Origin of the sequence: Methylobacillus flagellatus KT (genome assembly GCF_000013705.1) — a bacterium.
In the GTDB taxonomy this organism is placed as follows: domain Bacteria; phylum Pseudomonadota; class Gammaproteobacteria; order Burkholderiales; family Methylophilaceae; genus Methylobacillus; species Methylobacillus flagellatus.
This window is the reverse complement of the sequence record NC_007947.1, coordinates 2,411,071-2,433,720: the sequence shown is the minus strand read 5'-3', so window position 1 is coordinate 2,433,720 and position 22,650 is coordinate 2,411,071. Positions and strand designations below refer to the sequence as shown.

Below are 22,650 nucleotides of genomic sequence, written 5' to 3'. Positions count from 1 at the left end.
AACCATGGGAAATAGTCCGCAGGCACTAATCGTTTTGGATTGATTTAAAAAGAAATCTGGCTGGCATGATAAAATGCGCATCGAAGCTGGCCAGGCAGCCGCCGCTCGCGCAAGCGAGGGGAGGAAAGTCCGGGCTCCATAGAGCAGGATGACGGCTAACGGCCGTACGCCGTGAGGCGAGGAACAGGGCCACAGAGACGAGTAAGCCGCAAGGTGGACGTGAAACGCGGTAACCTCCATCCGGAGCAAGGCCAAATAGGGTAGCGATGGCGTGGCTCGCGCCGCTACCGGGTAGGTCGCTTGAGCCTGGTGGCAACGCCAGGCCTAGATGAATGGCTGCCACCCGCTTTGCGGGGACAGAACCCGGCTTACCGGCCAGCTTCATTCTTGATGATTGATCGTCAATATTGCATTTTCTGCTCTATCTCATTCCCCCGTTACCAAGATTCAGTTATCTCCCAAAGATTTCTAACAAAGAACTTTCACTAAGTCCCCTATCTCCTTATTTCTTAAGGATAAAAATTTTATTATAAAAATCCTATAAGTCATTGTCCCGTAAAGGAAAAACCCTGAAAAAGCCCTTGCATTGCCATTTTTTTTTATCTATAGTGGGTGTCAGTGGAGAAAAGTGGAGTTTTGTGGGTTATCTGCGGGCCAGGTTGATTGCTCGTCTCCGTATGCTTGGCAGATAGCCCACCTCCCGATCTGAAAATTTAATGCCGATCCAGGGGTTTTCACGCTGGCATCGGTCAAGGGACCTCATGTTTCGCGGTGCGACGTCTTTAAATATGGATGCCAAAGGCAGGCTGGCGGTGCCAGCCAAGCATCGTGACGCCCTGCACGCTCAGAGCGAAGGCAATCTGGTCCTGACTGCCCATCCTCATCGCTGCCTGCTCTTGTATCCCTTGCCTGCCTGGGAGCCTATCCAGTCCAAGATCATGGCGCTTTCCAGTTTTGACCGTCAATCCAGTGCCCTGCAGCGCTTGCTGGTCGGGTTCGCCGAAGATGTCGAGCTGGACGGTGCTGGCCGGCTGCTGGTTTCTCCTGTGCTCAGGGAATTTGCCGGGTTTGAAAAGCAGGTGATGCTGGTGGGGCAGGGCTCTCATTTCGAACTTTGGAGTATGGAGGCCTGGCGGGCCCAGCTGCAGCAGGTCATGTCCGCTGAGAGTGTGGAGCTGCCGGACGAACTGGAGGGCTTCTCGCTGTGAGTGCAGGCATTAGCCATGTGCCCGCCGCCCAAGTTTCTCAGCATGTCACGGTTTTGTTGGAAGAGGCAGTAGAGGCGCTATCAATCAAGCCGGATGGCGTGTATGTGGATGGCACATTTGGCCGGGGCGGACACAGCCGCAAGATACTGGAAAAGCTGGGGGCGCAAGGTCGCTTGGTGGCGCTGGATCGTGATCTCGCAGCCATTCAGGCTGCACAGGGTATCCAGGATGCACGCTTCAAGATTGTCCATAGTCATTTTGCTGCCATGGCACAAGTGCTGGCGAGTCTGAATATTCAACAAGTAGATGGTGTGTTGCTTGATCTGGGGATTTCATCTCCGCAGATCGACGAGGGCGAGCGCGGCTTCAGCTTCAGGTTTGACGGCCCGCTCGATATGCGCATGGATCAAAGCCGTGGGCAGACGGCTGCGGAATTCATCGCGACTGCAACGGAGCAGGAACTGACGAGGGTAATCAAGGAATATGGTGAAGAACGGTTTGCTAAACAGATTGCAAGGGCGATTGTTGCGCAGCGCGCAGGAGGGATGGACATCTCCACTACCGGACAACTTGCCAAGATCGTGGCAGGCGCGGTCCCAAAAGTCGAGCCTGGCCAAGATCCGGCGACGCGCACCTTTCAGGCTTTACGGATTTTCATCAATCAGGAGCTTGAGGAATTGTCGCTGACTCTTCCTCAGTGTCTGTCGCTGCTGGCACCACAAGGGCGCTTGGCCGTGATCAGTTTTCACTCGCTGGAAGACCGGATCGTGAAGCGCTTTATTCGTGGCGAGCAGGATCGGGATAACCTGCCTGCACATTTCCCGGTGCGTGCCAGCGATCTTCCTCAGCCGCGCCTGGTGGCAATTGGCCGCGCAGTGCGTCCGAGTGAAGATGAGGTCAGGCGCAACCCACGCTCGCGCAGCGCAGTGTTGCGAGTCGCCGAGAGAACCGCGGTGCTGTAATGGTGAAGCTCAACCTGATCCTTTTTTTGGTGGTGATAGCGGCTGCGCTAGGCGTTATTACGTCCCAGCACAAGGCGCGCAAGCTTTATATTGAGCTGCAGCAGCAAGAAGATGAGGCCAAGCAATACGAGATCGAATGGGGCCAGCTGCAATTGGAACAGAGCACTTGGGCCATGCATTCCCGCATCGAGCAGATCGCCGAGCGCCGCTTGAATATGCAGGTGCCCGACCCAAGTCGTATACAGGTGGTGGCGCCATGATGAGTTCGATGCGCATGCGCGTAGGATCCAGGCCGCGGCTCATGGTCAGGCTGCCCGTTTGGCGCCGCCGTTTACTGCTGGCACTGGTATTGTGCGGATTTGCCATACTGCTGGTGCGCAGTGTTTATTTACAGAGCGTGCATAAGTCCTTTCTCCAGCAGAAAGGTGAAGCACGCTATAGTCGTACGCTGAGCTTGCCAGCGCATCGGGGGAAGATTACCGACCGCTATGGTGAGCCCCTTGCCATCAGCACGCCCGTGGAGTCCATCTGGGCCAGTCCGCCCGATGTGAAAATGACACCTGAACAATTGTCCAGGCTGGCTGGAATCCTCAAACTCAAGCCGGAAGCGATCCAGTCCAAGTTCGATAATACCCAGCGTGAATTCGTTTACCTCAAGCGTCGCTTGCCGCCAGAGGTCGCGGCACAAGTGATGCGTATCGGCATCCCTGGGGTTTTCATGCAGCGAGAATACCGTAGGTATTATCCTGCGGCAGAGGTGACTGCGCATATTGTCGGCTTTACGGGCATTGATGACAATGGCCAAGAAGGCTTCGAGCTGCATTTCCAGCAGTGGTTGTCCGGCAAGCCAGGGAGCCGCCGGGTGATCAAGGACCGGCAAGGCCGCATCGTCGAAGATCTTGAGGCCGTCAAGGTGCCACAGGATGGCCGTGACCTGACACTTTCCATCGACCGCAAGATCCAGTACCTGGCCTACAGGGAACTGGCCGCGGCGGTGACAGAGCACAAAGCCAAGGCAGGCTCTGCAGTAGTATTGGATGCCAAGACTGGCGAGGTGCTGGCCATGGTCAATGTTCCCAGCTATAACCCGAACAATCCTGTGAACCTCGCGGGAGGGCGGTCGCGCAACCGGGCAATTGTCGATACCTTCGAACCCGGCTCGACGCTAAAGCCGTTTACTGCAGCCGCGGCGCTCGACAGCGGACAGTACAAGCCTAATACCCTGATCGATACATCCGCAGGCGTCATGCGCATTGGCAGGGCAACGATTCGGGATGCCCATCAGCAAGGGATGCTCACAGTTGCGCAGGTGATCCAGAAGTCATCCAATATCGGCTCGGCAAAAATGGCGCTGAGCCTGGAGCCACAATATATGTGGAGTATCTATAGCCAGATCGGCCTGGGTGCTCCGACGCGCATTGGCTTTCCCGGCGAGGCTTCAGGTAAATTGCGCAATTACAAGACCTGGCGTCCGATCGAGCAGGCCACCATGTCGTATGGTCATGGCCTCAGCCTGACCTTGCTGCAGCTGGCGCGTGCCTATACCGTATTCACCAATGACGGCGCATTGCTGCCGGTCTCCCTGCTCAAGCTCAAGGAGCCTCCCGTCGGGCATCAGGTGTATACCCCTGAAACCGCGCGCCACTTGCGCGACATGATGGAGACGGTGATCCAGCCTGGCGGGACTGCCCCGCGGGCGCAGGTGCTGGGCTATCGTGTCGCCGGCAAGACCGGGACAGCGCATAAGCCCGGCGTTGGCGGCTACCAGGCAAACCATTATGTGTCTTCGTTTGTCGGTTTTGCGCCTGCTTCCAACCCGCGCTTGATCATTGCCGTGATGATCGACGATCCCAGTGCTGGCAAGTATTACGGCGGGACGGTGGCCGCCCCGGTATTCAGCCAGGTGATGTCGGGCGCGTTGCGCATGCTGGCAGTTCCACAGGATGCGCCGAACAACAATGTCGTGATCCCGGTCGACGACCTGCCTGAGATCAAGGAGGTGGTATGAGCCTGCTCAACATTGATCGTCACCATTTCACCGGCATGACTTCCGATAGCCGCCGGGCTTCCGCCGGCAGCCTGTTCCTTGCCTATCCTGGCGAGCAGGCCGACGGGCGCCGTTTCATTGCACAGGCCATCGCCAACGGGGCAACAGGCGTGATATGGGAGCAGGAGGGATTCGACTGGAATCCTGCATGGACCGTTGATCACCAGCCAGTAACAGGTTTGCGCGGCCAGGCAAGCGCCATTGCCGGGCAATTCTACGGCCACCCGTCTCGCCAGCTCTGGATGATAGGTGTGACCGGTACCAATGGAAAAACCTCCTGCAGCCATTGGCTGGCGCAGGCATTCAACGCCCTTCGACGCAAGGCGGTGGTGATCGGCACCCTGGGCAACGGTTTTCCGGATGCCCTGTCTGCTGCGGTGAACACGACGCCGGACCCCATCTTGCTGCAATCCATGCTTGCCGACTACCTGCAAGCGGGGGCAGAAGTGGCGGCAATGGAGGTTTCATCGCACGGGCTGGACCAGGGCCGGGTGAATGGCATCGATTTCAAGGTCGCCGTGCTGACCAACCTGACGCGTGACCATCTGGATTATCACGGCGACATGGCCAGCTATGCCGACGCCAAGCGCAAATTATTCCATTTCGGCGGCGTGCAAGCCGCCATTCTCAATCAGGACGATGCCTTTGGCCGGGCTTTACTGAGCGAACTCAAGGCCAAGGGCAAGCATGTGCTGAGCTATGGATTGAGCGGCGGAGACGTGTGCGGTCATGATCTGCATTTCGATGCAGAGGGCCTGCATATGCAGGTGCACACCCCGCAGGGTGAAGCCATGGTGCATGCCAAGCTGGTGGGGCGTTTCAATGCCAGCAATCTGCTCGCCGTATTGGCGACATTGCTTGCTTCGGAAGTTGCTCTCGAAGATGCGGTGCGCGTCCTGGCTGACATCCGGCCAGCACCCGGGCGTATGCAGCAACTGGGCGGCGGTGGTCAGCCACTGGTCGTGGTGGATTATGCACACAGCCCTGATGCGCTTGAAAAGGCGCTGAATGCCTTGCGCGAGCAGGCAAAGGCCAACCTCATTTGCGTATTCGGTTGCGGTGGAGACCGGGATAAAGGTAAGCGCCCGCTGATGGCAGAAGTCGCATCAAGACTGGCAGACAAAGTGATCGTGACTTCGGACAATCCGCGCAACGAAGACCCCAAGGAGATCATTGCCGAAGTGGTGGCTGGCTTGCATGGCCCGGCCCAGGTGGAGCCGGATCGGGAGCAGGCCATTACCCAGGCGATCAGGGCGGCGCAGGCGGGTGATGTCGTGCTGATCGCAGGCAAGGGGCATGAAGATTACCAGGAAGTCTCGGGTGTACGGTATCCGTTCAACGATGCTGAGGTGGCGGCCAAGGTACTAGGAGTTGCCACATGATGTATTTGTCTGAAATCGCCAAGGCAACGGGCGGCACCCTGGTCGGTCAGGATGTACTGATCCAGTCGGTAGGTACAGATAGCCGCAAGTTGGAACCGGCACAATTGTTCGTGGCGCTCAAGGGAGAGCGATTTGATGGACACGATTATGCCAGGGCGGTATTGAGCGAAGGGGCGACCGCTGTGCTGCTTTCCCATGATGTCGGTGCAACGCCCGCCGTCCTGGTTGAGGATACCCGTCTTGCGCTCGGGCAATTGGCCGCTTACTGGCGCAGTAAATTCAGCATTCCTGTGGCGGCCATTACCGGCAGCAATGGCAAGACCAGCGTGAAGGAAATGCTGGCCGCGATCCTGCGGGTTGCGGCAGGCGCGGATGATGCCGTGCTTGCGACCCAGGGCAACCTGAACAATGACATCGGCCTGCCGCTGACACTGCTGAGGTTGCATGAACGCCATCGCTATGCCGTGGTGGAAATGGGCATGAACCATGCTGGCGAGATCAGCTACCTCACCCGAATCGGCCGCCCGGACGTGGCCCTGATCAACAATGCGACTGCTGCCCACCTGGGCGGCCTGGGTTCCGTCGAGGGCGTGGCGAAAGCCAAGGGCGAGATTTTCGAGGGCCTGGCCGACGATGGTGTGGCGGTGATCAATGCCGACGACTCATTTGCAGGTCTATGGCAATCCCTGGCAGGGCGGCGCCGCATCGTGCGTTTCGGCCTCAATGCCGGAGATGTGACAGCGGGGTATGCGCTGCACTCCGCAGGATGCGACCTGCAATTGAGTACGCCAGCAGGCGAACGCGCATTGCACTTGCCTGTGCCAGGTCTACACAACATCAGGAATGCACTGGCCGCCACAGCCGTCGCCTTGTCCATGGGCGTGTCGCTGGATGCGGTTGCCGAGGGCCTTGCCGGCTTTGCCGGCGTCAAGGGCAGGTTGCAGCGCAAGCCCGGCAGGCACGGCGCATTGCTGATCGATGACACTTACAACGCCAATCCCGCTTCGATGCGTGCCGCGATCGACGTACTTGCCAGCCACTCTGGAAAGCGGCTGCTGGTCGTGGGCGACATGGGCGAGCTAGGTGAGAACGAAGCGGCATTGCATGCCGAATTGGGCGCGTATGCCAAGGCGGCAGGCGTGGACGCCCTGCATGCACTGGGCCGTTTATCTGCCGGGGCCGTGGAAGCATACGGCCCTGGTGCCAGCCATCATGAGACAGTGGAAGGCCTGGCGGCAGCCCTGCTGCCGGCATTGGATGCCGATACGACGGTGCTGGTCAAGGGGTCGCGCTTCATGCGTATGGAGCGCGTCATCGACTTGCTGCAAGATCAAAAGGAGAAACCATCATGCTGCTAGAACTTGCCCGTTGGCTGGCCCAGGATATTCGCGGCTTCAATGTGTTCAATTACATTACGCTGCGCGCCGTCCTCGCGACATTGACGGCGTTGACGATTTCTTTTCTGGTAGGCCCCAAGCTGATCCGCAAGCTGACTGAATACAAGGTGGGGCAATCCGTGCGCGATGACGGTCCGCAAACCCATCTGGTGAAGGCGGGCACCCCGACCATGGGCGGGGCGCTGATCCTCATCGCGATTGTCATCTCGACCTTGCTCTGGGCTGATCTTTCCAACCGCTTTGTCTGGGTGGTGCTGATCACGACCCTGGGCTTCGGCGTGATCGGCTGGGTTGATGACTGGCGCAAGGTGGTCTATCGCAACCCCAAGGGTTTGTCGGCCAAGGCGAAATATTTCTGGCAATCATTGATAGGTGCGGGTGTTGCAGCCTATTTGTTCCATACCGCGACGGTGCCGGCCGAGACTGAACTGATCGTGCCGTTCTTCAAGCATCTCGTGCTGCCGCTGGGTGCGGTGAGTTTCATCGTGCTGACCTATTTCGTGATTGTCGGCACCAGCAATGCAGTCAACCTGACCGATGGGCTGGATGGCCTCGCGATCATGCCCACCGTGATGGTGGCGAGTGCATTGGCAGTGTTTGCCTACGTGGCGGGCCATCTTTACTTCTCCAAGTACCTTGGCGTGCCCTATGTGCCCGGGGCAGGTGAGCTCACCGTGTTCTGTGCGGCGATCGGCGGGGCGGGCCTGGGCTTCCTCTGGTTCAATGCCTATCCGGCGGAGGTGTTCATGGGCGATGTCGGTGCGCTGGCGCTAGGAGCTGCGCTGGGCACAGTGGCCGTGATCGTGCGCCAGGAAATCGTGTTGTTCATCATGGGAGGGGTGTTCGTGATGGAAACGATTTCGGTGATGCTGCAGGTTGGGTCGTTCAAGCTCACGGGCAAGCGAATATTCCGCATGGCGCCCTTGCATCACCACTACGAGCTCAAGGGTTGGAAAGAAACGCAAGTCGTAGTCAGGTTCTGGATCATCACCATGATGCTGGTCCTGGTCGGTCTCTCTACACTGAAACTGAGATGAGGCAACAGGCGAACGGATATGCTGCAACTCAAGGATAAACAGGTGCTGGTGCTGGGGCTGGGAGATACCGGCCTTTCGGCATTACGCTGGCTTGCCCGTCAGGGCGCGCGCCTGTCCGTTGCCGACAGCCGTGCACTGCCGCCGGGCCTGGATGCAGTCCGGCAGGAGTTTCCGGGCATGGCCATCCATCTGGGGCCGTTTACTGCAGCTGCATTCAAGGAAGCGGAGTTGATCGTGGCCAGCCCGGGCGTGCCGGTAGCGGAGCCTCAAGTCCAAGCCGCCATTGAGCGCGGCGTACCGGTAGTAGGCGATGTCGAATTGTTCGCCCAGGCAAGGTCGGCGCATGCCAAGGTCATCGCCATTACCGGCGCGAATGGCAAGAGCACCGTAACGACGTTGGTGGGCGAGATCTGCAAGGCCGCTGGTTTCAAGACGGTGGTGGCAGGCAATATCGGCTTGCCGGTACTGGACGTGATCAATGACGCGGTGGATGTCTATGTGCTCGAGCTTTCCAGCTTCCAGCTTGAAACCACTTACAGCCTGGCCGCAGATGCTGCCACGGTGCTCAATATCAGCGCAGACCATATGGACCGTTATGCCGACATGCAGGCTTATGCCAATGCCAAGGCACGCATTTTTACCCGTGCCGGCCTGCAGGTGCTTAATGCCGATGATGCGTGGAGCCGGGGAATGGCGGCAGAAGGCGTTGCCCAGCTCACGTTCGGCCTGGATGCACCGCGCAGTGCACAGGATTTTGGCCTGCTGCATGACGCCGGTGAAGCCTGGCTTGCCCGCGGACAGCGCAAACTGATGCCTGTCGCCGACCTGAACATTACCGGCCTGCACAATGCAGCCAATGCCCTGGCGGCGCTGGCCTTGTGCACCGTGCTCGATATCGACGAGGTTGTTGCCTTGCAAGCACTGCGCGATTTCAAGGGCTTGCCGCACCGCGTGCAATGGGTAGCCGATATCGATGGCGTGTCCTTCTATGATGACTCCAAGGGTACCAATGTCGGTGCTACCGTCGCGGCGCTGCATGGGCTGAACCGCAAATTGGTGCTGATTGCGGGCGGCGACGGCAAGGGGCAGGACTTTGCGGCTTTGCGGGCGCCTGTGGCCAAGCATGCGCGCGCCGTGGTGCTGATCGGGCGCGATGCCGGAGTGATTGCCGACGCGCTGCAGGAGTCAGGGGTGCTCCTGGAATATGGCGACACGCTGGAAGAAGCCGTGGTGAAAGCGTTCAACTTGGCTGACAGGGGCGATGCCGTGTTGCTCTCCCCGGCTTGCGCGAGTCTGGATATGTTCCGCAATTACGTGCATCGTGCAGAAGTGTTCGTAAAGGCGGTCACCGACCTGCAAAAAAAAGAGGTGAGCGCATGAACAATATGATGTACATGCTGAGCGGGCGCAACCGATTCACTTCTGCATCGTCGACCTATGACCAGGGTCTGGTCTGGGTGACCCTGATCCTGCTCGGCATCGGCCTGGTCATGGTGTATTCCGCCTCAATTGCGTTGGCGGAAGCCGACAAGATGACCGGGCACCAGCCGACCTATTTCCTGGTGCGCCATTCTATTTTCCTGGTGATCAGCCTGACGGTAGCCTTGCTCGCCTTCCAGGTGCCGACCCGGTTCTGGCAAAAGATGGCGCCATATCTATTCCTGCTGGGCTTATTTCTGCTGGTGCTGGTGCTGATTCCCGGGGTCGGCCGCAATGTCAACGGCAGCCAGCGCTGGCTGTCCCTGTTCGTCATCAACCTGCAGCCGTCGGAATTCATGAAGCTGTTTGCCGCGATCTATGTTGCGGACTATACCATCCGCAAGGCGGAGGTGATGGACAGTATCAAGCGCGGCTTCCTGCCCATGGTGGCGGTGATGGTTGTCGTAGGCTGGCTATTGCTGCGCGAGCCTGATTTCGGCGCGTTCAGCGTGATCGTGTCGATTTCCATGGCGATCCTCTGGCTCGGCGGCATCAACGCGCGCATTTTTGTCGGCCTCATGGCCCTGCTGCCAGTGGCGGTCGTGGGCCTGATCTGGAGTTCTCCATACCGCTTGCAGCGCGTGATCGGTTTCATGGATCCTTGGGCCGACCCATTCGGCAAGGGCTACCAACTTTCGCATGCCCTGATCGCATTTGGGCGCGGTGAGTGGCTGGGCGTTGGCCTGGGTGCGAGCGTGGAGAAGCTGCTTTACCTGCCTGAAGCGCATACCGACTTCCTCATGGCGGTGATCGCCGAGGAGCTCGGCTTCATTGGTGTCATGGTCGTGGTTGCCCTGTTCGCCTGGCTGGTGATCCGGGCTTTCCGAATCGGCAAGGAAGCCGTTGCCAACGAGCGCTATTTCTCTGCCTTGCTCGCGCAGGGCATAGGCGTCTGGATCGGCGTGCAGAGCATCATCAATATCGGTGTGAATATGGGCGTGCTGCCTACCAAGGGCTTGACCCTGCCGCTGCTGTCATTCGGCGGTAGCGGCATTCTGGCAAACTGCATTGCGCTGGCGATTCTGCTGAGGATCGATTGGGAAAACAGGCGCCTTCAAAAGGGATTGCCAGCATGATGGATAACACAATATTCGAAGGGATTTGCCAGGCGCCTGTTTCGCCGCAGGCTAATAAGCGTAGCGGCCGTAGCCAAAACTTCCGTATCTTCGAGAAGGTTGCTCGCATGAGCGGCATGGCAACCTGGTGCGGCTTATTTGACCGTCAGGCTAACTTGCGAGAGCAAGTTAAGCATTCGGCCAGAGCCAAAACGCTTCCATGGGCCAAAGGTGGTGGGCATGAGTAAGACCCTGCTCATCATGGCCGCAGGCACCGGCGGACATGTCATGCCCGGCCTGGCGATTGCCAAAACCATGCAGTCGCGCGGCTGGAATGTCCATTGGCTCGGTACTACCCATGGCATGGAAAACCGCTTGGTGCCGCCTAGTGGATTGCCGATGACGCTGCTCAAGTTCTCCGGCATGCGCGGCAAGGGGTGGAAACATACACTGCTGGGGATGTTCCGCCTGGTGGGTGCTACGTGGAGGGCGTGGCGCCTGATGCGCGAATTGCAACCCCAGGCCGTGCTCGGTATGGGGGGATATGTCACCGTGCCCGGTGGCTGGGCGGCTAGGTTGGCGGGTGTGCCGCTGGCCATCGTGAATGCGGATGCTGCCTTGCTCATGTCGAACCGGGCACTGGTCAAACATGCCAAGCGCGTGTTGTTCGGCTTCGACGGCGGCGCAGCGACGTTGGGTGGCATGGCGTTCAAGGCGCGCGTGACCGGCAACCCGGTACGCGCCGAGATCGTGGAAATTGCCTCACCGGAACAGCGATTTGCTGACCGTCAGGGACCGCTGCGTGTGTTGGTGGTAGGCGGAAGCCTGGGGGCTCAGGTGTTAAATGCCACCTTGCCCAAGGCTCTTGCCCTGCTGCCAGCTGAGCAGCGTCCGATCGTGACTCACCAGTCCGGGGCGCAGCATATTGATGCGTTGCGCGAAGCGTATGCTGCCGTCGGGGTGCAAGCCCATGTGGTGCCGTTCATCGATGACATGGCGAGTGCCTATGCCGATGCCGATGTTCTGGTCTGCCGTGCCGGGGCGATCACGGTAAGTGAGCTGGCGGTGGCTGGCGTGGCCAGTATTCTGGTGCCGCTCGTGGTATCGACCACGTCGCACCAGCGCGACAATGCGCGCTGGATGGCAGAGCATGGCGCGGCGATCCATCTGCCGCAGCAGGAAATGACACCGCAGCGCCTGGCCCTGCTTCTGCAGGAACTGACGCGCACCCGCCTGCTGGCAATGGCGCATGCAGCACGCGAGCTGGGCAGGCCCATGGCGGCGGAGACGATTGCAAACGAACTGGAAAGCATTGCCCTGCCTGTGCAGGGAGGAAAGCACTCATGAAGCATAAAGTGAAACACGTGCATTTTGTCGGTATCGGCGGCTCGGGCATGAGCGGCATTGCCGAGGTCTTGCTCAACCTGGGATTCAGCGTGAGCGGTTCCGATCTTGCCGATAATGCGACCACGCGCAGGCTGGCGGGGTTCGGGGCCAAGCTGTATCAAGGCCATGCTGCTGAACACCTTGGCGAGTCCGACGTGGTGGTGATTTCCAGCGCGGTCAAGGATGACAACCCTGAGGTGGTGGCGGCACGCGAGCGCAACATCCCCATCATTCCGCGTGCCTTGATGCTGGCGGAGCTGATGCGTTTCCGCCAGGGAATTGCAATTGCCGGCACACATGGCAAGACGACTACGACCAGCCTCATTGCCAGCATCCTGGCAGAGGCTGGCATGGATCCAACTTTCGTGATTGGAGGCCGCCTGGAAGCCTCAGGCAGCAATGCGCGCCTGGGAACGGGAGAATATATTGTCGCGGAAGCCGATGAGTCGGATGCTTCCTTCCTGCACCTCACGCCTATCATTTCCGTCGTCACCAATATTGATGCCGACCACATGGATACCTATGGTCATGATTTCGAGCGGCTCAAAGGCGCATTCGTCGAGTTCCTGCAGCGTCTCCCGTTCTATGGCATGGCTGTGGTCTGCATTGACGACCCTAACGTCCGCGCCATCCTGCCACAGATTTCCAAGCAGGTGATGCCGTATGGTTTTTCGGAGGAAGCCCGCATTCGCGCCAGCAATGTGCAGGCGGAGAATGGCCGTATGCATTTCACCGTGACCCGCATCAACGGCGTGACGACGACGTTTGATGTCACGCTCAACCTGCCGGGCAGACACTATGTGCTGAATGCGCTGGCTGCGATTGCGGTGGCCAGTGAGCTCAACGTGCCCGATGGCGCCATCATCAAGGCACTTGCCGAATTCAAGGGAGTAGGGCGCCGCTTCGAACGCTATGGCGAAGTGCCAGCAAGGGATGGCGGATATTTCACGCTGGTCGATGACTATGGTCATCATCCCGCAGAGATGAACGCGGTGATCGCCGCTGCCCGTGATGCCTTCCCCGGTCGCCGGCTGGTGCTGGCTTTCCAGCCACACCGCTACACTCGCACCCGGGACTGCTTCGAGGATTTCGTCAAAGTACTTTCCAGCGCCGACGTCGTGTTGTTGACCGAGGTGTATGCCGCAGGAGAGGCCCCGATCGTAGCCGCAGATGGCCGTTCCCTGGTGCGTGCCATTCGCGTTGCCGGGAAAGTGGAGCCGCTATTCGTCGAAACGCCTCAGGAGTTGCCGCAATCGATCCTGGATATGGCACAGGATGGCGATGTCGTGATTGTGATGGGGGCTGGCTCCATCGGGCAGGTTGCCGCGAGAACCAAGGAAATGGCTGAGGTGGCTGAACATGTGCCCATGGAGGCCGTAAGGTGACGGCCATGGTCGAGGAAGGCAGGCTGCTTCACCGGGAACCCCTGGCCCGCTATACCAGTTGGCGTACGGGCGGGGTGGCTGATCAACTGTATATTCCCGCCAGCATGGAGGGTCTGCAGCAATTCCTTAGCGGATTGCCTGACGCCGAGCCGCTGCATTTCATTGGCTTGGGCTCCAACCTGCTGGTGCGGGATGGCGGCGTCAGGGGGACCGTCATTCTCATGCATGGCGCTTTGACCGGGTTACGAGTGGATCAAGGACGCATTTATGCCGAGGCAGGCGTGACCTGCGCCAAGCTCGCCAGGTTTGCGGCGCGCCAGCATCAGCACGGCGCGGAATTCATGGCGGGCATTCCCGGTACAGTGGGGGGAGCGCTGGCGATGAATGCGGGCTGCCATGGCGGCGAAACCTGGGAGATTGTCGACCGCGTGTTGACCATAGACCGCGTAGGCAAGCTGCACGAGCGTAACCACCAGGCGTTCGCCACTGCATACCGCCATGTGGAGATGCCGGTGGCGGACGAGTGGTTCGTGGCAGCCTGGTTCAGATTGGCGGATGGCGATGCGGAAGAGGCAGAAAGCAAGATCAAGCAGCTCTTGGCAATGCGCTTGGCGACACAGCCATTGAACCTGCCGAATGCCGGATCAGTTTTCCGCAACCCGCCGGGTGACCATGCGGCGCGCCTGATCGAGGCCAGTGGCCTCAAGGGTTACCGTATCGGCGGAGCACAGGTGTCTGAGAAGCATGCCAATTTCATCGTCAACCAGGGCGATGCGACGGCAAGGGATATCGAACAATTAATCCTGCATGTGCAGGCAGTGGTGAAGCAACAGCAGGGTGTGGATCTGCAACCGGAAGTGAGAGTGATTGGAGAAGATGGGCATGCGTAGGGATTTCGGCAAGGTGGCCGTGCTGCTGGGAGGCAAGTCGGGTGAGCGCGAGGTGTCGCTGAAGAGCGGTGCTGCAGTGCTGGCTGCCTTGCGCCGCAACGGCGTCGATGCCCATGCCTTCGATCCGGCTGAACGCGCGCTGAGCGAACTGGCCGGATTCGACCGCGTGTTCATCGCACTGCATGGCCGTTATGGCGAGGACGGCACCATTCAGGGCGCATTGGAGCTCATGGGCATTCCCTATACCGGCAGTGGAGTGATGGCATCCAGCGTGGGGATGGACAAATGGCGAACCAAACTGCTCTGGCGTGCGGCTGGCGTGGTGACCCCGGATTTCGAACTGGTGACGGCAGATAGCAACTTTGACGCGATAGAACGCAAGCTTGGCCTGCCCTTGTTCGTAAAACCTGCCAATGAAGGTTCCAGCATTGGTATCAGCAAGGTGAAGGCCGCAGGCGGTCTCCAGGCAGCCTACGCGCTGGCGGCCAAGTCCGACCCACTGGTGATCGCTGAGCAGTTCGTCGGCGGTGGCGAGTATACGGTGGGCATACTCGGTGGGGCCGCCTTGCCGGTGATTCGCATCGTGCCTGCCAATGAGTTCTACGACTATGAGGCCAAGTACCTGCGCGACGACACACAATACCTTTGTCCATGTGGGTTGGATGCGTCGCTGGAGGAGCAGATCAAGGCTGAGGCTTTGCAGGCATTCCGCATCGTCGGCGGACGAGGTTGGGGGCGAGTGGATTTCCTCATGGATGAGGCCGGACGCCATTACTTCCTTGAAGTGAATACTTCACCCGGCATGACTGACCACAGCCTGGTGCCCATGGGGGCCAAGGCGGTCGGGCTTGGCTTTGACGAGCTGGTATTGAGCATATTGGAGCTTGCGCATGTGGGATAAGCCGCGGGTCCTCAACTGGATCGCGAACCTGCTCAATGCGCTGGCGGCAGTGATGTTCTTGTACGGGCTGGTGTATGTGGTGGTTCATCTGCCGATTTTCCCGCTAAGGGAAGTCCGGGTGAATGGCAAGCTGGAGCATGTCACACGCGAGCAGATCAAGCTGATTGCGGACCGGCATTTGCAGGGCAACTTCTTCACGGTCGACGTGGCGAAAGCGCGCGATGCTTTCCAGAAGCTGCCGTGGGCACGCAAGGTCAGCGTACGGAAACGCTGGCCCGACCGCCTGGAAGTCGTGATTGAGGAGCACCGGGAGCTGGCGCGCTGGGGCAATATCGCGCTGGTGAACAGTTACGGAGAGCTGTTCCATGCGGCCTCGGACAGCGACCTGCCCGTGTTTTACGGACCCGGAGACGGCGTGGCCGAGGTGGCAAAGCAATATGGTATCTACAGCCGGATACTGGCAGAGGGCACCGGCATGCATATTGTCCAGCTGGCGCTGACACCGCGGCGCGCCTGGCAGATCAGGACCAATACCGGCATGGTGGTCGAACTGGGGCGGGAGCAGATGGAAACACGATTGCAGAAATTTGCCAGCGTGTACAAACAGACATTAGGCGGGCTGAAAGTGGCGATCAGCTACGCCGATTTGCGCTATCCCAATGGCTTTGCCGTGCGCAAGCCCGAGGGGTTGACGCCAAAACGCAAGACAGGAGCAGCCTGAGAAACATGGAAAATTGGAGAAATAAATGAGCAGGGTCCGGGAAGATAAGAATCTGATCGTCGGGCTGGATATAGGCACCTCGAAGATCGTGGCGATCGTGGCCGAGTTGCAGGTAGACGGCAGCCTCAAGGTGATCGGCCTGGGCCAGAACACCTCGCGCGGCCTGAAGAAGGGCGTCGTGGTGAATATCGACTCCACGGTACAGGCCATACAGCGCGCGCTGGAGGAGGCCGAGCTCATGGCGGATTGCAAGATCAGCACCGTTTACACCGGCATTGCTGGCAGCCATATCAAGAGCCTCAACTCGCACGGCATGGTGAAGATCAAGGATGCCGAAGTAACGCAGATGGATGTGGACCGCGTGATCGAAACCGCACGTGCGATTGCCCTGCCGTCAGATCAGCAGATCCTGCATATCCTGACGCAAGAGTTCATTATTGATGGCCAGGAGGATGTGCGCGAACCCTTGGGCATGAGCGGCATGAAGCTTGAGGTCAAGGTGCATATCGTCACTGGCGCGGTTTCTGCCGCGCAAAACATCGTCAAGTGCATCAAGCGCTGCGGCCTGGAGGTCAGCGATCTCATTCTGCAGCCGCTGGCTTCCAGTCTCGCAGTATTGACTGAAGACGAAAAGGAGCTCGGCGTCTGCCTGGTGGATATAGGCGGCGGCACGACCGACATCGCCGTGTTCAAGCAGGGCGCGATCCGCCATACGGCCGTGGTGCCGATTGCTGGCGACCAGATCACCAACGATGTCGCAGTGGCATTCCGTACACCCACCCAATCGGCGGAAGAGATCAAGATCAAGCATGGCTGCGCCTTGCGCCAGCTGGCCGATGCCCGCGAAGTAGTGGAAGTGCCGGGTGTCGATGGCCGCGACCCGCGCCAGTTGTCAGTACAGACCCTGGCCGAGGTGATCGAGCCCCGCGTGGTCGAGCTGTACGAATTCGTGCTCGGCGAGCTGCGCCGTAGCGGCATGGAGGAAATGATCGCCTCCGGCATCGTGATTACTGGCGGCTCCTCTCTCATGAAGGGGATGGTGGAGCTGGGTGAAGAGATTTTCCACATGCCGGTTCGTCTTGGCATGCCGCGCAATGTGGGAGGTTTGTCCGAGGTGGTAGGCAATCCGCGTTATGCCACCGGGGTGGGACTGGTGCTGATGGGCCAGCAGCAAGTGGAACGTCAGCTTCAGGGACAGATGGAATCCAATTCCTTCAGCCAGGTATTGAGCCGGATGAAGAGTTGGTTTCAGGGTAATTTCTAGTAGTACATTGATTTTAAGCGATTGTTGGTAAGCAATAGTGCTTTTTTCGAGTTTAGGCAGACGTAACTTAGGAGGGATTTAACATGTTTGAGATTATGGACAGGGACTCACAAGAGGCCGTGATCAAAGTGATAGGCGTGGGTGGTTGCGGCGGCAACGCAGTGGCTCACATGATTGAAAAAGAGGTCGGCGGCGTGGAGTTCATTTGCGCCAATACCGACATGCAGGCACTGAAGAAGAGCCAAGCCAAGACCGTGTTGCAGATTGGCACTGACATCACCAAGGGCCTGGGTGCAGGTGCGCGTCCGGAGATCGGCCGCGAGGCCGCTTTGGAAGACCGCGATCGCATCGCTGAGGTGATCGATGGTGCAGACATGCTGTTCATCACCGCAGGCATGGGGGGAGGCACCGGCACCGGCGCAGCGCCCATCATCGCGGAAGTCGCCAAGGAAATGGGCATCCTCACCGTGGCGGTGGTGACCAAGCCGTTCGCTTTTGAAGGCAAACGTACCAAGGTCGCACAGGAGGGGCTGGAAGAACTTTCTAAGCATGTCGATTCTCTTATTATCATCCCGAATGAGAAGCTCATGCAGGTGCTGGGTGAAGACGTACCCTTCCTGGAGGCGTTCCAAGCGGCCAACGACGTATTGCACAATGCGGTATCCGGTATTGCCGAGATCATCAATTGCCCTGGCATGGTCAATGTCGACTTTGCCGACGTGCGTACCGTCATGTCCGAAATGGGCATGGCGATGATGGGTTCCGCGACTGCCACCGGCAGCGAGCGCGCCCGCATCGCAGCTGAACAGGCAGTGGCAAGCCCTCTGCTGGAAGACGTCAACCTCGCCAATGCGCGTGGCGTGCTGGTCAACATCACTGCAAGCACTTCCTTCAAGATGAAGGAGTACTATGACGTGATGAACACGATCAAGGAGTTCACGGCTGAGGATGCCACGGTGATCGTGGGCAATGTGTTCGATGAGTCTATCGGCGATGGCTTGCGTGTCACCATGGTAGCAACCGGGTTGAACGGTGTGGCGTCTCGTCGCCAGCAGAAGCCCGAATTGCGTGTGATGACGCAGGTGCGCGATGGTACCACCAACCAGCCGATGTATATGGGTGGTACGGATGATGACAGTCCTGCCGTATTCAGTTCGAATGGCCGTCGTGCGCAGGTTGAAGCCATGAAGATGTCGGGCGTGGAGGAATATGATATTCCTGCATTCCTGCGCAAGCAGGCTGACTGAAGCGGGCTTGCCCGACCAGGTCGGGTAGCGTTGCGTGCTACAATATGGCAATCATATGAATGAGGGCTCTCGCGAGAGGGGCAGCAGTGCTTAAACAAAGAACACTGAAAAAAGAAATAAGCGCCACCGGCGTTGGTTTGCATTCCGGCGACAAGGTGACCCTGACCTTGCGCCCGGCGGCACCTGATACCGGCATTGTATTCCGCAGGATCGATCTGCCCGATACTGCGGAATTCAAGGTACAACCTCATCTCGTGACCGATACCAAGTTGTGTTCCGCCCTGGAGTGCAACGGTGCCCGGGTTGCCACGATTGAGCACCTGATGTCTGCCCTGGCAGGGTTGGGGATAGACAACATCCGTATTGAGCTCAATGCGGGTGAAGTCCCTATCATGGATGGCAGTGCCGGGCCTTTTGTCTTCCTTCTGCAACAGGCCGGCATCGTCGAACAGGATGCGATGAAGAAATTCATCCGCATCAAGAAAACCGTTGAGTACCGCGAAGGCGACAAATGGGTACGTTTCGATCCCTATTTTGGCTTCAAGCTCGATTTCACGATTGATTTCAACCATCCTGCCGTGGAGCACACCGGACAGCGCATCACGATTGATTTTGCTGATAACTCCTATATCAAGGAAATCAGTCGTGCGCGCACCTTCGGATTCATGCATGAGGTGGAGGCGCTGCGTTCCATGGGCCTTGCCCGGGGCGGTAGCCTGGATAATGCGATCGTGCTGGACGAGTTTCGCGTACTGAACAGCGATGGATTGCGCTATGACGACGAGTTCGTCAAGCACAAGATGCTGGACGCCATTGGCGACCTATACGTATTGGGCCACCCCTTGATTGGTGCTTTCAGCGCCTACAAAGCGGGGCATTACATGAATAATCAACTGCTGCGGGCACTATTGGCCGATGGCGATGCATGGGAATACGCCACCTTTGCCAAGATCGAGGAGGCGCCCGGCGCCTTTCGGAATCCCATTGGTCTGCCGCCGGCATTACAATACGTCTAGCCATGCTGGTATTACGAATCCTGCTGGTACTGGGCTTGATTTCGGTTGCTGTCTCGCTGGGCATTTATTTTATATCCGGCGACAAGCGCTATCTCAAGTTCACCTGGCAGTTGACCAAATTCACGCTGGTCATGCTGATGGTCGTGGCCTTGGTGATTTCAATGGGCCGCATCATTCTTTACTAGATTGCTGATTGGCAGCAGCTCTCTCTGGATGGTTGTGCTACGAGAGCACCATTGGGTACATTACAATGCAATTGAGTAAGGTGGGCATCGCGCAGGCAAGTGGCTTGCGTCGTACAGGCAAAACCAAATGGGTAGAAGTGTGCAGGATGGCGTGTGCCTCATTCCTGATGGTGGCAGGGCTCCTGTTGGGAAATGGCTCCGGGCATGCCGCCGGTCCTGACGATGTCTTCCTGAGCGCGCGCGCAGCCTATAATGCCCGCAACCTCAATGCACTCACCACTGCTTCGCGAAACCTGCATGCGCAGCATTATATTCTCGCTCCCTACACCGATTATTGGCGTTTCTTGCTGGAGTTGAATCAGGCAAGCAACCAGTCCGTGAGGCAGTTCCTCGATCAATACAAGGATGCGCCCTTCGCGGATCGCCTGCGCGGCGAATGGTTGAAAGTATTGGCGAGACGCCAAGATTGGGAAACATTCTTTGAAGAATATCCCAAGCTCCAGCGCGAGGATATGGCGGTGAACTGCTATGCGGCAGACGGCGGCATCCAGCAGGGCCTGGAGTCTGCCGTCAATGCAGGCAAGGCCCTATGGATGACGGGCAATGAACTGCCTGCCAATTGCGATGCCGTGTTTGACCGGCTGCAGAAGGGCGGCGTTCTGCGGGAAGAGGATATCTGGGCAAGGACCCGTTTGCTGTTGCAAGGCTCAAGGATCACTGTGGCCAAGTCTGTGCTGCAGCGTCTGCCGGGCATCGACAAGAACAATCTCAAGCTCTTGGACCGGGTTTACCAGAACCCACAGAAAGTCCTGGAAAATCGCCAGATCAGCTTCAAGAGTCGCCTGGGAAGAGAGCTCAATCTTTACGCCCTGGAACGACTGAGCCGTAGCCAGCCTGCATTGGTGCTGGATTTGTGGGAAAAGATACACGGCAATTTCGACGTGGCGGACCGCGACTATTTCTGGGGGCGCTTTGCCCTCCATGCCGCACGCAAACATGATCCCGCCGCATTGACCTATTTCCAGAGAGCCGGGAATGTGGTCCTGGACAATGATCAGCGGGAATGGAAAGCCAGGGCTGCCATGCGGGCAGGCGATTGGAAGGCATTGCAGGAAGCGATTGCCGCCATGCCGGAATCCCTGCAGGCAGAACAGGTTTGGCAGTATTGGAAAGCCCGGGCACTCAAAGAACAAAAGCAGATCGTCGCGGCCAATTTGATCTTGGTCAAACTGGCCAAGGAAAATACTTACTATGGATTGCTGGCGGAAGAGGAGATGGGCGATGCATTAGGCGCGGCGCCTGAGCGCTACCGTGCAAGTGCCGATGAGGTGCGGGCCGTATTGGATAACCCTGGCATACAGCGTGCCTTGGCACTACGCCGGCTGGAAATGCGCTGGGAGTCACGCGAGGAATGGCGATTTGCCAGTCGCGACTTCGATGACAAGCAGTTGATCGCCGCTGCCGAGGTGGCGTTCCGTGAAGGTTGGTACGACATTGCCATCAATACGGCTGACCGCACCAAGTTGTTGCACGATTTCGCCTTGCGCTACCCTACTCCTTATCGAGACCTGATGCAGGGATATGTGGCGGACAATGCATTGGACGAAGCCTGGGTTTATGGCCTGATTCGCCAGGAAAGCCGGTTTGTCAGCTGGGCCAAGTCTGTGGTCGGCGCATCCGGCTTGATGCAGGTCATGCCTGAAACCGCCAAGTGGATTGCCAAGCGCATGGGCATGAGAGACTACAAGCCTGCCATGATTAACCAGCTCGATACCAACCTGAAGTTTGGCACCCATTACCTGCGCTATACCATGGATAGGATGGACCAACAGCCTCTGATGGCGACTGCAGCCTACAATGCTGGTCCAGGCAGGCCAAAACGCTGGGCTTCGGATCAGCCACTGGAGGGAGCGGTGTATGCTGAAACCATTCCCTTCAGTGAAACGCGTGACTACGTCAAGAAAGTACTCAGCAACTCCATCTATTATTCCCATCAACTGGGGACTCAGTCACAGACGCTCAAGCAGCGGCTGGGGGTCGTACCAGGCGTGGGATCACCAGTCAATCCGGAACAGGATTAAGCCTGTCCTTGGCAGATAGCAGCAAGGAAAATATTCAATATGCAACGTGTCAGGCAAATATGTGTCGTCGGTGGCTCGGGCTTTGTCGGTAGCGCCCTCGTGCATAGGCTCAGCACCGCCGGCTATGATGTCAAGGTGCTGACACGCAGGCGTGAGAGCAGCAAGCACTTGATCCTGCTCCCGAACGTGCAGGTGACAGAGTGCGACGTCTTCAACGAGGCCTCGTTATCCGGACAGCTCCATGGCCAGGATGCTGTCATCAACCTGGCAGGCATTCTGCACGAGAGCGGAAACGCGACATTCGAGTCCATCCATGTCGACCTGGCGACCAGGATTGCCGATATCTGCTGCAAACAGGGCGTGCCTCGCCTGTTGCACATGAGTGCGCTGAAGGCCAGTGCCGATGCTAAAAGCGCCTATCTTCGCTCCAAGGCGGCCGGGGAACAGGCTGTGCTCCGGCGGGCAGATGAGTTGCAGGTGACGGTATTCCGTCCCTCGGTCATTTTTGGCCGGGGCGACCACTTCCTCAGCATGTTGGCCAATGTTGTCAATATGATGCCAGTCGTTGCGGTTGCCAAGCCAAACGCGAAGTTCCAGCCCATCTGGGTAGAGGATGTGGCTTATGTGTTCCTGACAGCGCTGGAAAATGTCAGCACTTATGGCCGCAGCATCGATCTTGGCGGGCCGCAGGTATACACCCTCAAGCAGTTGATTGAGCTTACGGCCCTCTTGCTAGGAAAGAAGCGCCGCATTGTCAGCTTGAACGACAAGCTGTCCTACTATCAGGCCTATGCGCTTGAGCTGATGCCATTCAAGCTGATGACGCGTGACAATCTGCTGAGCATGGAAGTGGATAGCGTATGTGATGGGCCAATTTCCGAGTTCTTTGGACATTCCCTGGCTTCACTGGAAGCGATAGCTCCCGAGTATATTGCCGGAGAAACGCCGCGCAGTGCTTATGAGCGTTTTCGCAGCCTGGCTGGACGTACGTTCAGCAGGCGTTAGAT

General features: G+C 58.3%; 21 protein-coding genes and 1 other RNA gene. All 22 read left to right on the top strand.

Annotated features, from left to right (window positions below):
* Positions 1 to 82: 82 nt before the first annotated feature.
* Positions 83 to 387, top strand: an RNA gene (gene rnpB / locus MFLA_RS14200) — RNase P RNA component class A.
* 374 nt (positions 388 to 761) lie between these two features.
* Positions 762 to 1,208: a division/cell wall cluster transcriptional repressor MraZ gene (mraZ, locus tag MFLA_RS11640; protein ID WP_011480499.1), complete on the top strand. Its 447-nt coding sequence runs from the start codon at positions 762 to 764 to the stop codon at positions 1,206 to 1,208.
* Positions 1,205 to 2,170 carry a 16S rRNA (cytosine(1402)-N(4))-methyltransferase RsmH gene (gene rsmH, locus MFLA_RS11635; protein WP_011480498.1) on the top strand — a complete coding sequence of 322 codons (966 nt, stop codon included), beginning with the start codon at positions 1,205 to 1,207 and terminating at the stop codon, positions 2,168 to 2,170. The genes mraZ and rsmH overlap by 4 nt, the downstream gene beginning before the upstream one ends.
* Positions 2,170 to 2,430: a cell division protein FtsL gene (gene ftsL / locus MFLA_RS11630; RefSeq protein WP_011480497.1), complete on the top strand. Its 261-nt coding sequence runs from the start codon at positions 2,170 to 2,172 to the stop codon at positions 2,428 to 2,430. Before rsmH ends, ftsL begins: the two co-directional genes overlap by 1 nt.
* Positions 2,427 to 4,178, top strand: a complete 1,752-nt coding sequence (locus MFLA_RS11625; protein ID WP_011480496.1) for a peptidoglycan D,D-transpeptidase FtsI family protein — start codon at positions 2,427 to 2,429, stop codon at positions 4,176 to 4,178. The genes ftsL and MFLA_RS11625 overlap by 4 nt, the downstream gene beginning before the upstream one ends.
* Entirely contained in the window at positions 4,175 to 5,599 is a 1,425-nt protein-coding gene (locus tag MFLA_RS11620; RefSeq protein ID WP_011480495.1) for a UDP-N-acetylmuramoyl-L-alanyl-D-glutamate--2,6-diaminopimelate ligase, read from the top strand. The genes MFLA_RS11625 and MFLA_RS11620 overlap by 4 nt, the downstream gene beginning before the upstream one ends.
* A complete protein-coding gene (murF, locus tag MFLA_RS11615) occupies positions 5,596 to 6,957 on the top strand; it encodes a UDP-N-acetylmuramoyl-tripeptide--D-alanyl-D-alanine ligase (RefSeq protein WP_011480494.1) in 1,362 nt (453 codons plus the stop codon). Before MFLA_RS11620 ends, murF begins: the two co-directional genes overlap by 4 nt.
* Positions 6,948 to 8,033, top strand: coding sequence for a phospho-N-acetylmuramoyl-pentapeptide-transferase (gene mraY, locus MFLA_RS11610; RefSeq protein WP_011480493.1), 1,086 nt, complete (start codon positions 6,948 to 6,950; stop codon positions 8,031 to 8,033). Before murF ends, mraY begins: the two co-directional genes overlap by 10 nt.
* 18 nt (positions 8,034 to 8,051) lie before the next feature.
* Positions 8,052 to 9,413 (top strand): UDP-N-acetylmuramoyl-L-alanine--D-glutamate ligase, encoded by a 1,362-nt coding sequence (gene murD, locus MFLA_RS11605; protein ID WP_011480492.1) that lies wholly within the window; start codon positions 8,052 to 8,054, stop codon positions 9,411 to 9,413.
* Complete coding sequence (gene ftsW / locus MFLA_RS11600; protein WP_011480491.1) at positions 9,410 to 10,588, top strand: putative lipid II flippase FtsW; 1,179 nt, start codon at positions 9,410 to 9,412, stop codon at positions 10,586 to 10,588. Before murD ends, ftsW begins: the two co-directional genes overlap by 4 nt.
* The gene (locus tag MFLA_RS11595) at positions 10,585 to 10,815 is read left to right on the top strand and encodes a hypothetical protein (protein ID WP_048811718.1); all 231 of its coding nucleotides are present in this window, start codon (positions 10,585 to 10,587) and stop codon (positions 10,813 to 10,815) included. Before ftsW ends, MFLA_RS11595 begins: the two co-directional genes overlap by 4 nt.
* Entirely contained in the window at positions 10,808 to 11,914 is a 1,107-nt protein-coding gene (gene murG, locus MFLA_RS11590) for an undecaprenyldiphospho-muramoylpentapeptide beta-N-acetylglucosaminyltransferase (RefSeq protein ID WP_011480490.1), read from the top strand. The genes MFLA_RS11595 and murG overlap by 8 nt, the downstream gene beginning before the upstream one ends.
* Positions 11,911 to 13,338: a UDP-N-acetylmuramate--L-alanine ligase gene (murC, locus tag MFLA_RS11585; RefSeq protein ID WP_011480489.1), complete on the top strand. Its 1,428-nt coding sequence runs from the start codon at positions 11,911 to 11,913 to the stop codon at positions 13,336 to 13,338. Before murG ends, murC begins: the two co-directional genes overlap by 4 nt.
* 5 nt (positions 13,339 to 13,343) lie before the next feature.
* The gene (murB, locus tag MFLA_RS11580; protein WP_011480488.1) at positions 13,344 to 14,228 is read left to right on the top strand and encodes a UDP-N-acetylmuramate dehydrogenase; all 885 of its coding nucleotides are present in this window, start codon (positions 13,344 to 13,346) and stop codon (positions 14,226 to 14,228) included.
* Complete coding sequence (locus MFLA_RS11575) at positions 14,221 to 15,129, top strand: D-alanine--D-alanine ligase (protein ID WP_011480487.1); 909 nt, start codon at positions 14,221 to 14,223, stop codon at positions 15,127 to 15,129. The genes murB and MFLA_RS11575 overlap by 8 nt, the downstream gene beginning before the upstream one ends.
* A complete protein-coding gene (locus MFLA_RS11570; RefSeq protein WP_011480486.1) occupies positions 15,119 to 15,850 on the top strand; it encodes a cell division protein FtsQ/DivIB in 732 nt (243 codons plus the stop codon). The genes MFLA_RS11575 and MFLA_RS11570 overlap by 11 nt, the downstream gene beginning before the upstream one ends.
* Positions 15,851 to 15,875: 25 nt before the next feature.
* The gene (ftsA, locus tag MFLA_RS11565; protein ID WP_011480485.1) at positions 15,876 to 17,114 is read left to right on the top strand and encodes a cell division protein FtsA; all 1,239 of its coding nucleotides are present in this window, start codon (positions 15,876 to 15,878) and stop codon (positions 17,112 to 17,114) included.
* 83 nt (positions 17,115 to 17,197) lie between these two features.
* Complete coding sequence (gene ftsZ / locus MFLA_RS11560; protein ID WP_011480484.1) at positions 17,198 to 18,361, top strand: cell division protein FtsZ; 1,164 nt, start codon at positions 17,198 to 17,200, stop codon at positions 18,359 to 18,361.
* An 86-nt stretch (positions 18,362 to 18,447) separates the two neighbouring features.
* Positions 18,448 to 19,377, top strand: a complete 930-nt coding sequence (gene lpxC, locus MFLA_RS11555) for a UDP-3-O-acyl-N-acetylglucosamine deacetylase (RefSeq protein ID WP_048811716.1) — start codon at positions 18,448 to 18,450, stop codon at positions 19,375 to 19,377.
* A 2-nt stretch (positions 19,378 to 19,379) separates the two neighbouring features.
* Complete coding sequence (locus tag MFLA_RS11550) at positions 19,380 to 19,562, top strand: hypothetical protein (protein ID WP_048811715.1); 183 nt, start codon at positions 19,380 to 19,382, stop codon at positions 19,560 to 19,562.
* Positions 19,563 to 19,627: 65 nt separating this feature from the next.
* Positions 19,628 to 21,643, top strand: a complete 2,016-nt coding sequence (locus MFLA_RS11545; protein ID WP_011480482.1) for a transglycosylase SLT domain-containing protein — start codon at positions 19,628 to 19,630, stop codon at positions 21,641 to 21,643.
* Between the two features lie 39 nt (positions 21,644 to 21,682).
* The gene (locus MFLA_RS11540; protein WP_011480481.1) at positions 21,683 to 22,648 is read left to right on the top strand and encodes a complex I NDUFA9 subunit family protein; all 966 of its coding nucleotides are present in this window, start codon (positions 21,683 to 21,685) and stop codon (positions 22,646 to 22,648) included.
* The last annotated feature ends 2 nt before the right edge of the window (positions 22,649 to 22,650 follow it).

Bases quoted from the DNA above. Each gene is read 5' to 3' on its own strand.
- mraZ (WP_011480499.1), top strand. From the start codon at position 762: ATGTTTCGCGGTGCGACGTCTTTAAATATGGATGCCAAAGGCAGGCTG.
- ftsL (WP_011480497.1), top strand. From the start codon at position 2,170: ATGGTGAAGCTCAACCTGATCCTTTTTTTGGTGGTGATAGCGGCTGCG.
- MFLA_RS11625 (WP_011480496.1), top strand. From the start codon at position 2,427: ATGATGAGTTCGATGCGCATGCGCGTAGGATCCAGGCCGCGGCTCATG.
- MFLA_RS11620 (WP_011480495.1), top strand. From the start codon at position 4,175: ATGAGCCTGCTCAACATTGATCGTCACCATTTCACCGGCATGACTTCC.
- murF (WP_011480494.1), top strand. From the start codon at position 5,596: ATGATGTATTTGTCTGAAATCGCCAAGGCAACGGGCGGCACCCTGGTC.
- mraY (WP_011480493.1), top strand. From the start codon at position 6,948: ATGCTGCTAGAACTTGCCCGTTGGCTGGCCCAGGATATTCGCGGCTTC.
- murD (WP_011480492.1), top strand. From the start codon at position 8,052: ATGCTGCAACTCAAGGATAAACAGGTGCTGGTGCTGGGGCTGGGAGAT.
- ftsW (WP_011480491.1), top strand. From the start codon at position 9,410: ATGAACAATATGATGTACATGCTGAGCGGGCGCAACCGATTCACTTCT.
- MFLA_RS11595 (WP_048811718.1), top strand. From the start codon at position 10,585: ATGATGGATAACACAATATTCGAAGGGATTTGCCAGGCGCCTGTTTCG.
- murG (WP_011480490.1), top strand. From the start codon at position 10,808: ATGAGTAAGACCCTGCTCATCATGGCCGCAGGCACCGGCGGACATGTC.
- murC (WP_011480489.1), top strand. From the start codon at position 11,911: ATGAAGCATAAAGTGAAACACGTGCATTTTGTCGGTATCGGCGGCTCG.
- murB (WP_011480488.1), top strand. From the start codon at position 13,344: ATGGTCGAGGAAGGCAGGCTGCTTCACCGGGAACCCCTGGCCCGCTAT.
- MFLA_RS11575 (WP_011480487.1), top strand. From the start codon at position 14,221: ATGCGTAGGGATTTCGGCAAGGTGGCCGTGCTGCTGGGAGGCAAGTCG.
- MFLA_RS11570 (WP_011480486.1), top strand. From the start codon at position 15,119: ATGTGGGATAAGCCGCGGGTCCTCAACTGGATCGCGAACCTGCTCAAT.
- ftsA (WP_011480485.1), top strand. From the start codon at position 15,876: ATGAGCAGGGTCCGGGAAGATAAGAATCTGATCGTCGGGCTGGATATA.
- ftsZ (WP_011480484.1), top strand. From the start codon at position 17,198: ATGTTTGAGATTATGGACAGGGACTCACAAGAGGCCGTGATCAAAGTG.
- MFLA_RS11550 (WP_048811715.1), top strand. From the start codon at position 19,380: ATGCTGGTATTACGAATCCTGCTGGTACTGGGCTTGATTTCGGTTGCT.
- MFLA_RS11545 (WP_011480482.1), top strand. From the start codon at position 19,628: ATGCAATTGAGTAAGGTGGGCATCGCGCAGGCAAGTGGCTTGCGTCGT.
- MFLA_RS11540 (WP_011480481.1), top strand. From the start codon at position 21,683: ATGCAACGTGTCAGGCAAATATGTGTCGTCGGTGGCTCGGGCTTTGTC.